This is a genomic window from Amycolatopsis sp. NBC_01488, from assembly GCF_036227105.1.
Taxonomy (GTDB): domain Bacteria; phylum Actinomycetota; class Actinomycetes; order Mycobacteriales; family Pseudonocardiaceae; genus Amycolatopsis.
In genome coordinates this window covers 154,781-170,508 of the sequence record NZ_CP109434.1, presented here as the reverse complement: position 1 = coordinate 170,508, position 15,728 = coordinate 154,781, and the positions used below count along the sequence as shown (strand labels likewise).

The window sequence follows — 15,728 nt, the reverse complement described above, 5'->3', positions numbered from 1 at the left end:
GCGCCACACCATCACAACACCGGGAGTAGCCGTGATCGACGAGACCCTCCTCGACGCCGAGGAGAAGATGGAAAAAGCGGTGTCCGTCGCCAAGGACGACCTGACGTCGGTGCGCACCGGCCGGGCGACTTCGTCGATGTTCTCGCGCATCGTGGTCGACTACTACGGCGCGCCGACCCCGCTGAACCAGCTGGCCAGCGTGAACGTGCCGGAAGCCCGGATGGCGTTGATCAAGCCCTACGACCAGTCGCAGCTGAACGCCATCGAGAAGGCCATCCGCGAGTCCGACCTCGGGGTCAACCCGAGCAACGACGGCAACGTGATCCGGATCGTCATCCCGCAGCTCACCGAAGAGCGGCGCAAGGAGATGGTCAAGGTCGCGAAGGGCAAGGGCGAGGACGCGCGGGTCACCATCCGCAGCATCCGCCGCAAGGCCAAGGAAGAGCTCGACCGCATCGGCAAGGACGGCGAAGCGGGCGAGGACGAGGTCGTGCGCGCGGAGAAGGAACTGCAGAACCTCACCGACACCTATTCGCACAAGGTCGACGAGCTGGTCAAGCACAAGGAAGCCGAGCTGCTCGAGGTCTGATGGCACAGGTGAGCGAGGAACGCGAGGACCGGGTGGACGCCACCGGAGAGCACCCGGCGGCCGCTCCCGGGACGCCGGAGCCCGCCGACGCCGGTGTGCCGGCCACGCCGGAGTTCCCGGGAACCGGCGCAGCGGCGGAAACGCCGGAGACGCCGGGCGCGAGCGCGACCTCGGGAACCGGGCGGGCGCCGGGGACACCGGCGGGATCCGGGGCCTTGGGAACCGGCGAAGCGGACCGGTTGTCGGCGGCCGGAACGGCCGCGGCGGACACGCCGGGGACTCCGGCGACCGAGGCCGGGAAGGCCTCCAAGGCCGGCCGGAACCTGCCCGCGGCCATCGGCGTCGGACTGCTGCTCGGCGCCGCGATCATCGTTTCCCTGCTCACCGTGCGCTTCCTGTTCATCGGGATCATCGCGCTCGCGATCGCGGTCGGCACCTTCGAGTTCGCCGGGGTGCTGCGCCGGGTCGCCGACATCCGGGTCGCGATGATCCCGGTGCTCGTCGGCGGGCAGGCGATGCTCTGGCTCGCTTGGCCGTTCGGCCGGGAGGGCGCGCTCACGGCGTTCGTCCTCACCGTCCTCGCCTGCCTGCTGTGGCGCCTGCCCGGCGGCGCGAAGGGCTATCTGCGCGACATCAGCGCTTCGGTGTTCGCCGCCGCCTACCTGCCGCTCTTCGGCGCGTTCGCGGCCATGCTCGTGCCGCCGCCGGACGGCGTCGGGCGGGTCCTGACGTTCCTGATCGGCGTCGTCGCGTCGGACACCGGCGGCTACATCGCCGGCGTGCTCGGCGGCAAGCACCCGATGGCGCCGAGCATCAGCCCGAAGAAGACCTGGGAAGGCTTCGGGGGTTCGCTGGTCGGTGGGGTCGTGGCCGGGGCGCTCACCCTCAGCCTGCTGCTGGACGGCCACGTCTGGCAGGGCGTGCTCTTCGGCGTCGCGATCGTGCTGACCGCGACTCTCGGCGACCTCGTCGAGTCGCTGATCAAGCGCGACCTCGGCGTCAAGGACATGGGCACGCTGCTGCCCGGCCACGGCGGGATCATGGACCGCCTCGACTCGCTGCTGCCCTCAGCGGTGGTGTCCTGGCTGCTGCTCTCGGCGTTCGTGCCGCTGGGCTGAGTGCGGATCGGTAGACCTGCGGTGCGAGGTTCCGCCTAACAGACGTAGGCGATGGTTCGTGGACCACCGAAGCTTCCCCGGGTTTGACTCGGGACATGCTCACCGAAACCCGTGCCCGGCTCGCGCTCGCTGCCGTCTGCCTGGGCTTCCTGATGATCACGCTCGACGCGACGATCGTGAACCTCGCGCTGCCCGCGATCGGCGCCGACTTCGGCGAGCCGTCGACGGCGGCACTGCAGTGGGTCGTCGACGCCTACACCGTCACGCTCGCCGCGTTCCTGCTCACCTGGGGCGCGGCCGGTGACCGGTGGGGCTCGCGACGCGTCTTCGAGGTGGGCGTCGCCGTCTTCGTCGTCGCGAGCATCGCCTGCGCGCTCGCCGGCGACACGACCTGGCTGATCGCCGCCCGGGCGGTGCAAGGCGCGGGGGCCGCGGCACTACTGCCGTCTTCGCTCGCGCTGATCGTCCACCAGTTCCCGGACGCGCGGGAGCGAGCGCGCGCCCTCGGGGTGTGGGGTGGCATGAGCGGCGCCGGGCTCGCCGCCGGGCCGATGCTCGGCGGCCTCGCGGTCGGCCTCGCCGACTGGCGGCTCGTTTTCGCGGTCAACGTCCCGGTCGGCGTCGTCGCGATCGTCCTGACGCGCCGCGCGGTCGCCGAACCGCCGCGCCACGCCGCCACCCGGCTGGATCTGGCCGGGCAGCTGACGGGCACGGCGTCGCTCGCGGGGCTCGTCGCCGGGTTCATCGAATCCGGGCACGCGGGGTGGTTCGCGCCCACGACGATCGCGCTGCTCGCGGGCGGAGTGGTCGCCGGCGCGGTGTTCGTGGGGGTCGAGAAGCGCGTCCCGGATCCCGTGCTGCCGCTGGGGATCCTCAAGATCCGGAACTTCGCGGTGGCGACCGGGATCGGCGGCCTGTTCAACTTCTGCCTCTACGGCACGCTCTTCTGCCTCGCGCTGTACCTGCAACGCGCCTGGACGCTCGGCGCGCTCGCCGCCGGTTTCGCGCTGGTGCCGCTGACGGTCGCGGTCGGGCTCAACGCGTTCTTCAGCGGCCGCCTGACCGGGCGGTTCGGCCCGCGCGTCCCGATGGTCGCGGGCGCGCTGGCCGGGCTCATCGGCTCAGCGGGCTTCGCGCTGCTGCCCGCGGACCGCGCGCTCGTGCCGTTCGTCGTGGTCTCGGTGGTGTTCGGCTGCTGCTCGCTGGCCATGCCCGCGATGACGTCGCTGGCGATGAACTCCTTGCCGGACAAGGCCGGGCTCGCCGCGGGCGTGCTCAACGCGTCCCGCCAGACCGGCGGCGCGATCGGGGTCGCGCTCGTCGGCGCGCTGCTGCCCGCCACCGGGATGTGGCTGGTGGCGGGCGGATACGCGCTGGTCGCGGGGCTGGCGCTGGTCGCGCGTCAGTCGTCGTAGGGGTCGTCGACCTCGGCGCGGCCCCAGTCCTCAGAGACGCGCGAGTGGTCGATCACCGCGAAGACGGCGCCTTCCGGGTCGGCCAGGATCGACATCCGGCCGAACGGCGTGTCGTAGGGCTGGATCACGACGGTGCCGCCGTGCATCAGCGCTTCGCCGGCGACCGCGTCGACGCCGCGGGCCGGGTCGATGTCGAAGTAGACGAGCCAGTGCGGCGGGGTGTCGAGGCTGTACTCCGAGCCCATCACGTACCGGTACAGCACCGGCTCGTGCTCGATGAGCCATTCGACGTAGTCCAGCGACTCGCCGTCGCCGATCTGGTGGCTCCCGTAGGTGAAGAGCTTGGTGTAGAAGTGATCCGCCGCGACGCCGTCGTGGGTGTTGAGGTCCGCGCCGCTGAAGGTGTTGGGGATCCCGGTGACGAACTCCCAGTCCGGCGGCACCTCCCAGAACACCACCGGCGCGCCGCACGCGTCGTAGGCGTGCAGGATCGTGCCGCGCTGCGGGATCGGCATCGGCCCGAGCGTCAGCCGTCCGCCGAGGTGTTCCACCCATTCGGCCGCGCTCGCGGTGTGCGGCACGGACAGGTGCGGCACCCAGCCCAGCGGCGCGCCCTCGGCGGCGCGGTAGAGACCACCCACCGGGACCGTGTTGAGCGTCGCGATGGCGTACCGGCCGTCGGACGTCGCCGGGTCGCGCTGAGTGGCGTACGTCCAGCCGAAGAGGGCACCGTAGAATCTCTCCGCCACGGTCTGCTCGCGGCAGGCCAGCTCGATCCAGCACGGAATTCCGGCCGGGACCGGGGACGGGGTACTGGACGGGCCGATCGCCATGGGTGCTCCTCCCGAGACCCACCGAATTCTATGCGTGATCCGTGTGGTTTCCGCCAAGAATTCGCCGCGGGAAGATCACTGTCGGCGAAGTAGGCCCCGGAAGGAGCAGCGGTGCGGTGGTCGTCCCGGCGCGCGGAGGTCGTGCCGAGCCCGAACATCTGGTACTACCAGGCCGATTACGAGCTGGAGAACCGGGCGCAGGACGTCGGCGGCGAGATCTGGCGCGTGCTGCGTGAAGAAGGCGACTGGGCCGGCCGGGACGTGCTGGACGTCGGCTGCGGGGACGGGTTCCACCTACCGCGCTTCGCCCGTGACGCGCGCTCGGTGCTCGGAGTGGAGCCGCACGAGCCGCTCGTGCGAAGCGCGCTGGAGCGCGTGAAGGGTCTGTCGAACGTGGACGTCCGGCTGGGCCGGGCCCAGCGGCTGCCGGTCCGCAGCGCGAGCGTCGACGTCGTCCACGCGCGCACGGCCTACTTCTTCGGACCCGGCTGCGAGCCGGGACTGGCCGAGGCCGACCGGGTCCTGCGACCGGGTGGGGTGCTCCTGATCGTCGACCTCGACGTGACCAGCGAGCCCTACGGCTCTTGGATGCGCGCGGACCTGCCGCACTACGACCCGGTGGCGGTGGAGCGGTTCTTCGTCCGCGCCGGGTTCGGCCTACGCCGGGTCGCCACCGAGTGGGGTTTCGCGACCGCCGCCGACCTCGAAGCCGTGCTGAAGATCGAGTTCAGCAAGCGGGTCGCCGAACAGGCGATCGCGGAGTCGTTGCAGCGTAATGGGAATCGCGCGCACGACCTGACGCTGCCGGTGGGCTACCGCGTCCATGCGCGGGTCAAGCCCACCGGCCTCGTCCTGCCAGGTCACTCGGCGTCGGCTTCGGAAGCAGCTTCGCCCTGGGGGGAAGCGGATTCCTCGTCGTCTTCGCCGAGGATGCCGTAGAGCGAGCGCCGGGCGTCGTTGAGCACCTCGGCCGCGCGGGCCTGCTGGCTCTCGGTGCCCGCGCGCATGATCTGCACGACGGCGGCGGCCAGGTTCTTGCCCGCCTTGGCGAGCCCGACCTCGGACGGGTCGACGTCCTGCGCGATCTGCTCCCACGGCGGGGTGCTGTCCTGCTCCTCCGCGGCGGTGCGGCCGGTGTCGGTCAGCTCGAAGAGCTTCTTGCCGTGCTCGTCCTTGCTGACGACCAGGCCTTCGTCGGCCAGCAGCTGCAGCGTCGGGTAGACCGAGCCGGGGCTCGGCCGCCAGAAGCCGCCGGAGCGCTCGCCGATCTCGCGGATGATCTCGTAGCCGTGCCGGGGCTGCTCGGCGAGCAGCGCGAGGATCGCGGCGCGGACGTCACCGCGGCGGCTGCGCCGTCCGCCGTGACCCCGCCGGCCCGGTCCGTGACCCCGGCCGCGGCCACCGCGCGGACCGAAACCCGGCCCGAAGCCCGGGCCGAAGTCGCCGAAGCCACCGAAGGGTGCACGCCCACGTTCCTGGGCGAAGGGGTGTTCTTGAGTGAAGGGGTGTCGTTGCCTACGCATGTCGGTGTTCCTTTCTCGAACGATTGCGACTGCTTCACGATATATCGGAAACAGTCGGATGGCAACCCGGCTCCGACCTGGGATGATCGGCGGCGTGCCGGAAACCATCGACGAGATCGACGCGCGCCTGCTCCAGGCGCTCGGGGAGGACCCCCGGTCCACGGCGGTCGCGCTGGCCGAGCGGCTGGGCCTGTCCCGCAACACCGTGCAGGCCCGGCTCGCGCGGCTGGAGCAGCGCGGCGTCCTCGGGTCCTTCGAACGCCGCATCGACCCCGCTCGGCTGGGCTATCCGCTGCGCGCGTTCGTCAACGCGCAGGTCGACCAGCGGCGGCTGGCGGAGATCGCCGACGCGCTGGCGACCGTCCCCGAGGTCACCGAGGTGTGCGGGCTGACCGGGGCGAGCGACCTGATGGTGCAGGTGGTGGCCGTCGACGCCGACGACCTCTACCGCATCGCCGGGCGCATCCTGGCCTCGCCGGGCGTCGAGCGGACGAACATCTCGCTCGTCATGCGCGAGCTCGTCCCGTACCGCCTCGCGCCCCTCCTGGAGCGCGTGCATTCTGCGCACCCGGAGACCTGAGCCGTCCGATTCCGGTGTGCATTCTGCGCACTCGTGAGGGTGTCGGTTGTGCGTTGCGTCCACCAGTGGTGTCCTGGTGTGCGCTTCCTGCACGAAAGGTGTCGACGATGACTCAGGCCACCCCGACGGCTCGGGCGACGGGCACGCTCGCCTCGATCGAGCAGCGGGTGCTGTGGCTCGCCACCGCGATCGTGCACCAGGCCAACCGCGTGCGGCCGAACCCGTCCGGGCTGAAGGTCGGCGGGCACCAGGCGTCGTGCGCGTCGCTGGTGTCGATCATGACCTCGCTGTGGTTCCGGCACCTGCGCCCCGAGGACCGCGTCTCGGTCAAGCCGCACGCGTCGCCCGTGCTCCACGCGATCAACTACCTGCTCGGCGAGCTGGACGAGGCGTACCTGCCGACGCTGCGCGAGTTCGGCGGCCTGCAGAGCTACCCGAGCCGCGCCAAGGACCCCGACCCCGTCGACTACTCGACCGGCTCGGTCGGCATCGGCGCGACCGCGCCGATCTGGGGCGCGCTGGCCCGCCGCTACCTGACGACCCGGGGTTCGTCGGCCGGCACCGGCCGTCAGTACTCGCTGGTCGGCGACGCCGAGCTGGACGAGGGCGCGATCTGGGAGGCCATCCTCGACCCGGGCGTCGCCGAGCTGGGCGAGATCGTCTGGATCGTCGACCTCAACCGGCAGTCGCTCGACCGCGTCGTGCCGAACATCGCGGCCGGGCGGCTGCAGGGCATGTTCGACGCGGCCGGCTGGCAGGTGCTGACGCTGAAGTACGGACGGCTGCTGGAAGAGCTGTTCACCCGGCCCGGTGGTGCCGAGCTGCGCGCGCGGATCGACGGGATGCCGAACCCGGAGTACCAGCGGCTGCTGCGCTGCGACGCCGCCCAGGTGCGCGACCGGCTGCCGGCCGGCAACGCCGCGCTGGCCGATCTGGTGGCGTCGCTGGACGACGAGACGCTGCTGGCCGCGATCCGGAACCTCGGCGGCCACGACCTCGGCTCGCTCGACGAAGTCTTCGCGTCCATTTCGGACAGTCGGCCGACGGTGATCTTCTGCTACACGGTCAAGGGCCGCGGTCTCCCCACGCAGGGACATCCGCAGAACCACTCGTCGCTGCTGACCGTCGAGCAGATGGAAGAACTGGCTTCTTCGCTGGGGACTGACCTCGCTTCGCCGTGGGAGGGCTTCGCATCGGGCTCACCCGAAGCCGCGTTGTGCGCTGAAGTTGCTTCACGCCTTCGCCGTCCGGACGTTCCTTCGGCTCCTTCGCTGGAGTTGCCGGTCGACATCGGGCGGACGCCGTCCGGGACCGCGACGACGCAGGCCGCGTTGGGACGCGTCCTGCTCGACCTGACGCGCGAAGCGCCCGAAGCGGCGAAGCGCGTCGTGACGGTCAGCCCGGACGTCAGCTCGACGACCAACCTCGGTGGCTGGGTGAACAAGGTCGGCGTCTGGTCGGCGACCGAGCGCCGGGACTGGTTCGAGGACGACCCCGAGACGATCATGCACTGGCGCGAGAAGCCGACCGGCCAGCACGTCGAGCTGGGCATCGCCGAGACGAACCTGGTCGGGTTGCTGGGCGAACTCGGCGCGACCTGGAGCCGCTGGGGCGAGCCGCTGCTGCCGATCGGCGTCATGTACGACCCGTTCGTCGAGCGCGCGCTCGAGCCGTGGTCGTTCGGCATCTACGCGGGCGGGCAGTCGATCCTGATCGGCACGCCGTCCGGCGTCACGCTCGCCCCGGAAGGCGGCGCGCACCAGTCGATCACCACGCCGTCGATCGGCATCGAGCAGCCCGGCTGCGTCAGCTACGAACCGGCGTTCGCGATCGACACCGAGTGGACGCTGCTGGCCGCGCTCGGCCGGCTCGGCAAGCCGGGTGGCACGTCGTCGTACTTCCGGCTCTCGACGCGTCCGGTCGACCAGACGCTGGCCGGCGTGCCCGCGGACCCGGCCGCGCGCGAACGCCGTCGCCGTCAGGCGGTGGCGGGGGCGTACCTGCTGCGGCGGGCGGCTTCCCCGGCGGTCACGCTGGCCGCGATGGGCGCGCTGGTGCCGGACACCCTGGCGGCGGCCGAGCGGCTGGCGCAGGTGGGTGTCGAGGCCGACGTCGTCTGCGTGACCAGCCCCGGCCTGCTGTTCGAGGCTCTCCAGTCGCGGTCCGGGCGGGGGAGCGGCGAGTCGTGGATCCTCGACCAGGCATTCCCGGCGTCGCGGGCCAAGCCGCTGGTCACGGTGCTCGACGGCCATCCGCACACGCTGGCGTTCCTGGCCGGGATCAACCGGGTGCCGTCGGTGGCGCTGGGGGTCACGGGCTTCGGGCAGTCCGGGTCGCTGGAGGACGTCTACCGGTATCACGGCATCGACACGGACGCGATCATCCGGGCGGCGCTCGACGTCGTCAGCTGAACGTCGCCGCGGCGAGCATCGCGTCCATCTCGGCGTCCCAGTCGGCGGCGGACCCGTACTCGACGACGAGGATCTTGCTCGTCGGCAGCCACCACATCCGGACCTGGTTGTTCTGGGTCGCGTCCTCGCAGGTGACCTGCCACTTGCCGTACTCGGCCTTCTTCGGGCCGATCGGCTTGAACCCGGACTCGAGGAGGTCGCTGCCGGTCGCGACGGCGGCGGCCCCGGGCGGCGAGGCGGCGGTGATGCACGTCGGGACGTCCGTGCCGGTGTACCAGCCGAAGGGACGCTTCGCGCTGGGCAGGTTGATGGGCGCGTTGGGGTCCGAAGTCGCTTCGCGGAGGTCGAGCAGCCGCGCCTGGCACACAGCGGTGCCTTCGGCGACGCAGCCGTCGAGCAGGCCGTCCTGGCTCTTGTCGGTGTACTTCGCGCCGACGGGCAGGGCCACGTGCATCGTCCCGACGACGACCTGCGGCCCGGCGACCCTGGTCACGGTCGCCACGGGCTGCGCCTGACCGCCGGTGGCGGTGCTGCACGCCGCGGTGCCCAGCACCACCGCGACGGCCAGGAGGAAACGGCTCCGCACGGGTTCACCTCTTTCGTCCGCCCTTGGACTCACGACCGCCCCAGCCGGTTTCGCCGAGCGGACGTCAATCTAGCCAGGGCGGGTGGAGGCGGTGTCGTCGACCGGGCCCGGCGGGCAGGTGACCTGGCGTACACCCGGCGAGGGCGGCTCGGGCGACGGCTGGGGCCGCGTGGGACACTGGTTCGGTTATGACTGCCCTCCCGCTAGTCTTCGACGCCCCCAAGCGCGGCCTGCCGCCGCGTCACCTCGCCGACCTTTCGGTGGCCGAGCGCGCCGCCGCCGTGGCCGAGCTGGGGGAGAAGCCGTTCCGGGCGAAGCAGCTGTCGAACCACTACTTCTCGCGCCTGACGGTCGACCCGGCGGAGATGACCGACATCCCGGCGGCCTCTCGGTCGCGGCTGGTCGCTGATCTGATGCCGACCCTGCTGACCGAGGTCCGCGCGCTGGCGGCCGACAACGGCGCGACGCGCAAGACGCTGTGGCGGGCCCACGACGGCACGCTCCTGGAGAGCGTCCTGATGCGCTACCCGGACCGAGCGACGCTGTGCATCTCGAGCCAGGCGGGCTGCGGCATGGCGTGCCCGTTCTGCGCGACCGGCCAGGGCGGGCTCGACCGCAACCTGTCGACGGCGGAGATCGTCGACCAGGTCCGCTCGGCGGCGGCGGTCATGCGCGACGGCACGATGCCGGGCGGCCCCGGGCGGCTGTCCAACATCGTCTTCATGGGCATGGGCGAGCCCCTGGCCAACTACAAGCGTGTGGTGGCGGCGGTCCGGCGGATCACCGATCCGGCGCCGGGTGGGCTGGGAATCGGTCAGCGGTCGGTGACGGTGTCGACCGTGGGTCTGGCGCCGGCGATTCGCAAGCTGGCGGACGAGAAGATGCAGGTGCGGCTGGCGGTGTCGTTGCACACGCCGGATGACGAGCTGCGTGACACGCTGGTACCGGTGAACGAGCGTTGGTCGGTGGACGAGGTTTTGTCCGCGGCCCGGTACTACGCCGACACTTCCGGGCGGCGAGTGTCCATTGAGTACGCTTTGATCCGCGATATCAACGATCAGCCGTGGCGGGCTGAGCTTTTGGCGAAGCGGCTGCGCAAGCACCTGGGTCAGCTGGTGCACGTGAACGTGATCCCGTTGAACCCGACGCCGGGGTCGAAGTGGGATGCGTCGCCGAAGCCGGTGGAGCGGGAGTTCGTGCGGCTGGTGAACGCGGGTGGTGTCGCGTGTACGGTGCGGGACACCCGGGGCCAGGAGATCGCGGCGGCGTGTGGTCAGCTTGCCGCTGAAGGCTGAGTTCGGTTCGGTGATGGAGATTCTGTCGTGATGTATGCGCCCAGCCTGTTGGATCCGGCTGCGGAATCGTTGAAGCTGGCGGATTTCCGTGGTGCGACGCAGGTCGCTCGTGAGGCGCGGACGTTGCTGGGTGAGCGGTTCAGTTCGGTGACGTTCATGTATGTGTTGATGCGGGCGTTCGAGGTGGAGTACTCGGCGGCGTGTGATGCGTCGCGGTGGCACGAGTTCCATGGCGGGCCGCGTGCGTTGTCGGACGCTGATCTGGAGAAGCTGCTGGCTCCCTGGCTCGACCGCTGATTTGCGGTTCAGCTGATCTGCGCCGATCCGGATTGGGTCGCGACCGGTTCGCCGACCTGCCCGCATGCGATGCCTTCGTCACGGGCGTGGAATTCGTCCTGGATCTCCGTCCACGACCGCGACCGGGAATGCGCCGGTCGCCGCCGGTGGAGCAGGGCCCGCTCGGCTAGTTCGGCAGGATCGGCTCGAACCGTTCGTTGACGAATCCGTAGCAGGGGTTCTGCACGAAACGGCGGTAGTTGCTGTTGGTGATGCCGTCCACCGACAGGCACAGGCCGCTGTTGACGTTCTGGAACTGCGCGTTCCCGTTGTAGTAGTCCCAGAGCATCCGCCACTGCTGGTTCGTGCCGACGAGGCAGTCGTACTGGATGATGGGGTTCCCCTGACCCGTTCCGTACGCGTAGTCGTCGAGGCACTTCGCGGTGGCCACGTTCTGCAGCCAGAAAACGTCGGGGTCGTCGGTGGCCTGTCCCAGCCGCCATCTCTGGTTGTTCCCGTACTCGCAGGTGAACTGGTCCACCAGGGCGAAGTCGTCGAAGTGTCCCTTGTCGACCTGCATGCACCTGAGGCCGATGGGAGGACTGCTGCTGACGGTCTGCCAAGCCACCACGTCGCCGCTCACCGGCGGCATGATGGTCCGGTCGGCGTAGGCGGGGGTGGAGCCCGTCAGCGCCACGACGGCGATGGCGAGCGGAACCAGCACCGCGGTGCGGATCGCGCGGGGCAAATGCAGCATGGGTCTCCTCGGAAGGCACGGATGCGGGTCGGTGACGCGGGAAACACTAGGGATCACCACATCGGGACTCCAGGAGGAACCGGCGGAAAAGCCGGCGGAAACTCAGCGGCCGCCGAGGTGGTCGTGGATGCGGGCCTGGTCCGGAAGGCCGATCGGGAACGTCAGGGCCTCGCGCAACAAGGCAACGCCGGCCGGGTCGCCGTTGGCGGCGGCGGTCTCGCCGAGCGCGAGCAGCGCGAGCCCGGTTGCCTGAGCGTGCTCGGCTCGGCGAGCCAGGTCCAGCGCTCGCTTGCCGGTTGCCGTGGCGTCGTCCCAGCGGGCCAGTCCGGCGTGGGACCGGGCCAGCAGCGCCAGCGTGAAAGCCTCGGAGCCGGGTTCGCCGAGGGCGGCGAAGGTCGCTGCGGCTTCGGTCAGCAGGACGGCCGCGCCGGCGTGGTCGCCGGTGTCGTTCCGCACGGCGCCGAGGTTGAGTTGCGCCACCGCGACGCCGCGCCGATCGCCGAGTTCGTGCTTGCGGCGCAACGCGGCATCGTGGTACTCGATCGCTTGTGCGTGAGCGCCGCGGTCGTGCGCGAGCGCGCCCAGGTTGTTCAGCGCGATCGCCTCGCGGCGCACGTCGCCGGTCGTCCGGGCCTGATCCAGGACGTCCGTGTACGCGGCCGCGGCGTCGGTGTACCGGCCCGCGAACTTGTGGGCGTTGCCGATCAGGGTCAGTGTCGCCGCCCGGCCGTCCGGATCGGCGCCGAAGGCCGCGGCGGCGGAGGCCGCCAGCGCCAGCGCCGCCTCCGGGTCGCCGCTCTGGTTGGCGGCGACCGCGGCGCCGTGCCAGGCCCACGCCCGGGCCTGCTCGGTGGGCGCGGTGGCGGCCGCCCCGGCCAGCATCCGGCGTCCCTCGGCGAACCGGCCCCGGGCGACGTAATGGCCGGTCAGCGCGCGCACGGTCGCCACGTGCAGCAGGGCGGGTGCGGCGTCGACGGCGTGCTGGATGGCGGCACGGACGTTGTCCTGCTCGTTGCCCAGCCGCGGATCGCCGGCGCAGACCAGGCGGAAGAAGTGTGCTGCGTGCTCGTCCCGATCGCCGGTGCTGGTGAGCTGGTCCTCCACGACTTCCCGGATGGTGTCCAGCATGCCGATCCGGGGGTGCCCGGCCCGGTCCGTGACGGTGACCAGGCTGTGCGCGGCCAGCGTCGCCAGCGAATGCGGCTGGGCGCCGAACACGGCCTCGACGTCGACCGGGTCGGCACCACCGGCGAACGCACCCAGCAGGCCGAACAGCCGCCGGTCGGGACCGGTGAGCCCGCGCGTGCTCCACTCGACCGTGCGGCGCAGGCTCAGGTGCCGGTCGGCCAGATCCACCGTGTCGCCGTGCAGGTCACGGACCTGGGCGAGCACCTGCGACGGCGCCTGGGTGCGCAGTCGTGCCGCGGCCAGCTCCAGGGCCAGCGGCAGACCGTCCAGCCGACGGCACAGCGCGGCGACCGTGGCGGCGTTGTCCCCGGTGAGCGCGAATCCCGGCCGGACCGCGGCGGTACGCTCGACCAGGAGTTCGACGGCCGCATGGCCGGCCATGGCCGCCGGGTCGTCACTGTCCGGAGTGGACAGTGGGGTCAGTGGCCACAAGTGCTCGCCCCGGAGCCGCAGCGGCGACCGGCTGGTCACCAGCACGGTCAGCCGCGGGCACCCGGCGAGCAGCGCGGCGATGGCGGTGGCCGAGGCGGCGACGTGTTCGAAGCTGTCGAGCACCAGCAGCCATCGCCCGTCGCCGATCACCGTGGCCGGGTCCGGGCCGCGCAGGGACTCCGCCAGGGCCTGCGGCACGTCATCCGGCTCCCTCAGGGCACTCAAGTCGAGGCCGTGCACGGCCTCGAACCGGCTCGCCGCCTGCCAGCCGGCCTCCAGCGCCAGGCGCGTCTTGCCGACCCCGCCGGTGCCGGTGATCGTGACCAGCCGCACCGCGGGATCCTGAACCAGCCGAAGCACGGCGGCGAGGTCGTCGGCTCGGCCGACGATCGAGGTGACCGGCGCCGGCAGCGCCGGGCGTACGGTCCGCCGTCGACGCGTGTCCGGCGGCGGCGCGGTGCGGGCGCTCCGCGCGAACGCCTCCTGCTCGTCCGGCGTCAGGCCGAGCGCGCCGGCGAGGGCACGCAGCGTCTCGCGGTGCGGGCGCCGCGTAGCGCCGCGCTCGATCTCTCCGATGGCGCGAACGCTGATCCCGCTCTGCTCCGCCAGCTGCTCCTGCGACAGGCCGCGACTGCTCCGCAGTCCTGCCACCATCTCGGACAGCGTCTGCCCCGATTGCACCGCGCCATAGTAGAGATGCCGCGCGACGGAGCAAGCAAAGGCTCGGCTCGACGAAGGCTCCGAGCCGGTCACCGGTCGGTCCGGCGGCCCCGGCCGGGACACGCTGATTTGCGGTTCAGCTGATCCGGTAGAGGTGCCCGGCCTGGACGGTGAGCACCGTGAGCGGTCCGTTCGTGGGCCCTGCCGTTGCCTGCCAGGCTGTCGCTCCTGGTGAGGCTGTTTGTCCGGCGGTGAGCGGCAGGCCGGTGATGCCGCCGCCGATGACCGTGCCGGTCTGGTCGGTGATGAGGATGCAGTCCGGCTGGGTTCCGTTGACGACGGCCCAGCCGGTGGTGATGGCGCCGGGGCCGGTGGCGGGTTTGTCGAGTGCTCCGGCTGCGTTGGCTGACGTCGGTTGTGCGGTCGTCAGGTCGACGTGGCTGCCGAGTTCGGGGCCGTGGCAGCCGAGGGTGAACGCATCGGTGAACGGGTAGGCGTGCAACGCGCGGGCCGCGGGGGCGGCGGCGCGCTGGATGTGCAGTGCCGCCAGCGCCGCGGGTGCGTCGACGCGGAGAGCGATGGCGGAGAGGCTGAGGGGTGCGTAGCTGCCGCGGACTTCGTCGGCCTTGCCGCCGCCGATGGCGTGCGTGACGAGGGACAGTGCGACGATCCCCGCGACGACGTACCGATGTGGCCACTGTGGACGGTGCGATGTGGTCAGCACCAGCAGCGCGATCGTGGCCAGCGCCGCGACCAGGACGTATCGGCTGACCAGTCCGACGTTGCCGCCGGGAACGCTCGTCGTGGTCCGGCCGAGCGCGAGCATCATGGCCAAAGCGACGGCGTAGCAAGCCAAACCCGCCCAGCCCGCGTCCGCCGCCGGCCGGTCGGCGATCGTCCGGCGCAGCAGCAGAGCGAGAATCGTGATGGTCAGGCCTCCGGCGACGACCGCGAGGACGGCGACGTCCACCGACCACAGTCCGCCGACCGCGGCGGCGACGACCGAAAGCCGTCCGTCCGGGTCGAAGGCGGCCGTCGCCCCGGACTGGGTTCCGGCGGGTTTGGTGAGCCACCAGCCGATGAGGACGACCAGACCGACCGCCGACGGGAGTACGACGCGAAGCCGTGATTCCTTGCGGAGCCAGGCGATGAAGGCAATCACGAACCAGATCGGCAACGCGGCACCGAAACTGAGGCAGCCCAGCACGGCGGCCGCGTACGCGCCGATCGGGCGACCGTGGTGCGCGCAGGCGATCGCGATCGTGCAGAACGTCACCGCGGGGACCCAGCTGATGCCGTTCGTGCTCTGCGACCACAGTTCCGTCGCGTGAGAAGTGAACAGCAGCCAGGACATGGCGGCGGTCAGCGCCACGCGTGTCACGGGATTCAGCTGTCGCGGCACCATCGTGTGCAGTGCGAAGACCGCGACGGCGAGCAGGGCGACCGTCAGGACGGTCAGGACGCGGTTGTCACCGCCGAACCACGCGGCGTCGGCGTAGAACAGCAGTGACGGCACGACGAACGGCTGGTCGAGGTGGTAGGTGAAGACCTGGCCGAGCAGGAGATCGCCGTTGTCGTCGGTGATCTTCGCGAAGACGTGCCAGTAGTCGAGCAGCACGTGCATCTTCGGTGCGCGCACCGCGGCCAGCAGGGCCAGCGCGAAGGGAACGGTGGCGAAGACCCACAGCGCCGCGACACCGGGCCGGGGCGCGAAAGTCCGTCGGATCTTCGCGGTCGTGCGCGGGATCGGTGCGGCGACGTCCGGGGCGTCAAGCGCGGGCTGGGGCATGAGTCTCCTGCCGAAATGGTGTATCAGGTCCGGCGACGGCGGGACCGGCAGCGATCGTAACCGGTGAGCCTTCGCCCGCGGACGGCGGTGACCAGGGCTTTTACTGGATCGGTGACCAGCTGGCAACTGTGTGCTTGATCTCGCTCGACGGTGTAACGACGATGTGAGGTCGCGGCGATGCAGGGTGCGGGCGAGGGACGAGAATTCCCGACCCTGGGGTGAACCAGGCACAACGTGCCCGGTGCGCCCCGCCAGACCCCGCGGCGGCATGACGGG

14 protein-coding genes are annotated in these 15,728 nt (G+C 71.3%); 8 read left to right on the top strand and 6 right to left on the bottom strand.

Annotated features, from left to right (window positions below; all coding sequences use genetic code 11):
* Positions 1-31: 31 nt before the first annotated feature.
* The 3 genes from frr (at position 32) to OG738_RS00770 (ending at position 3,122) form a co-directional block, all read left to right on the top strand.
* Entirely contained in the window at positions 32-589 is a 558-nt protein-coding gene (frr, locus tag OG738_RS00780; protein WP_329050362.1) for a ribosome recycling factor, read from the top strand.
* Entirely contained in the window at positions 589-1,707 is a 1,119-nt protein-coding gene (locus OG738_RS00775) for a phosphatidate cytidylyltransferase (protein WP_329050360.1), read from the top strand. Before frr ends, OG738_RS00775 begins: the two co-directional genes overlap by 1 nt.
* 95 nt (positions 1,708-1,802) lie before the next feature.
* On the top strand, positions 1,803-3,122 hold the full coding sequence (locus OG738_RS00770; RefSeq protein WP_329050359.1) for an MFS transporter: 1,320 nt from the start codon (positions 1,803-1,805) through the stop codon (positions 3,120-3,122).
* Here OG738_RS00770 and OG738_RS00765 read toward each other — a convergent pair.
* Positions 3,110-3,955 carry a VOC family protein gene (locus tag OG738_RS00765; RefSeq protein WP_329050358.1) on the bottom strand — a complete coding sequence of 282 codons (846 nt, stop codon included), beginning with the start codon at positions 3,953-3,955 and terminating at the stop codon, positions 3,110-3,112. The two genes, OG738_RS00770 and OG738_RS00765, sit on opposite strands and share 13 nt — an antisense overlap.
* A 111-nt stretch (positions 3,956-4,066) precedes the next feature.
* Between OG738_RS00765 and OG738_RS00760 the strand changes: the two genes are divergently transcribed.
* A complete protein-coding gene (locus OG738_RS00760) occupies positions 4,067-4,894 on the top strand; it encodes a class I SAM-dependent methyltransferase (protein WP_329050356.1) in 828 nt (275 codons plus the stop codon).
* On the opposite strand, the gene OG738_RS00755 is transcribed toward OG738_RS00760, so the two are convergent.
* Complete coding sequence (locus OG738_RS00755; protein WP_329050354.1) at positions 4,816-5,478, bottom strand: PadR family transcriptional regulator; 663 nt, start codon at positions 5,476-5,478, stop codon at positions 4,816-4,818. The genes OG738_RS00760 and OG738_RS00755 overlap by 79 nt on opposite strands.
* 94 nt (positions 5,479-5,572) lie before the next feature.
* Here OG738_RS00755 and OG738_RS00750 point away from each other — a divergent pair, with 94 nt between their 5' ends.
* Positions 5,573-6,058 carry an Lrp/AsnC family transcriptional regulator gene (locus OG738_RS00750; RefSeq protein ID WP_329050353.1) on the top strand — a complete coding sequence of 162 codons (486 nt, stop codon included), beginning with the start codon at positions 5,573-5,575 and terminating at the stop codon, positions 6,056-6,058.
* A 107-nt stretch (positions 6,059-6,165) separates the two neighbouring features.
* On the top strand, positions 6,166-8,469 hold the full coding sequence (locus tag OG738_RS00745; protein WP_329050352.1) for a transketolase-like TK C-terminal-containing protein: 2,304 nt from the start codon (positions 6,166-6,168) through the stop codon (positions 8,467-8,469).
* Here the strand turns inward: OG738_RS00745 and OG738_RS00740 are convergent.
* Positions 8,462-9,055: a hypothetical protein gene (locus OG738_RS00740; RefSeq protein WP_329050351.1), complete on the bottom strand. Its 594-nt coding sequence runs from the start codon at positions 9,053-9,055 to the stop codon at positions 8,462-8,464. The two genes, OG738_RS00745 and OG738_RS00740, sit on opposite strands and share 8 nt — an antisense overlap.
* A gap of 188 nt (positions 9,056-9,243) precedes the next feature.
* Between OG738_RS00740 and rlmN the strand changes: the two genes are divergently transcribed.
* Together rlmN and OG738_RS00730 are read left to right on the top strand one after the other, a co-directional pair.
* On the top strand, positions 9,244-10,350 hold the full coding sequence (rlmN, locus tag OG738_RS00735) for a 23S rRNA (adenine(2503)-C(2))-methyltransferase RlmN (protein ID WP_329050350.1): 1,107 nt from the start codon (positions 9,244-9,246) through the stop codon (positions 10,348-10,350).
* Positions 10,351-10,380: 30 nt separating this feature from the next.
* Positions 10,381-10,647, top strand: coding sequence for a hypothetical protein (locus tag OG738_RS00730; protein WP_329056499.1), 267 nt, complete (start codon positions 10,381-10,383; stop codon positions 10,645-10,647).
* A 166-nt stretch (positions 10,648-10,813) separates the two neighbouring features.
* Here OG738_RS00730 and OG738_RS00725 read toward each other — a convergent pair whose 3' ends face one another.
* The 3 genes from OG738_RS00725 to OG738_RS00715 form a co-directional block, all read right to left on the bottom strand.
* Entirely contained in the window at positions 10,814-11,383 is a 570-nt protein-coding gene (locus OG738_RS00725; RefSeq protein ID WP_329050348.1) for an RICIN domain-containing protein, read from the bottom strand.
* A gap of 102 nt (positions 11,384-11,485) precedes the next feature.
* Positions 11,486-13,684 (bottom strand): ATP-binding protein, encoded by a 2,199-nt coding sequence (locus OG738_RS00720; protein ID WP_329050347.1) that lies wholly within the window; start codon positions 13,682-13,684, stop codon positions 11,486-11,488.
* Positions 13,685-13,799: 115 nt separating this feature from the next.
* Positions 13,800-15,452 (bottom strand): DUF2079 domain-containing protein, encoded by a 1,653-nt coding sequence (locus tag OG738_RS00715; protein WP_329050346.1) that lies wholly within the window; start codon positions 15,450-15,452, stop codon positions 13,800-13,802.
* Positions 15,453-15,728: the final 276 nt, after the last annotated feature.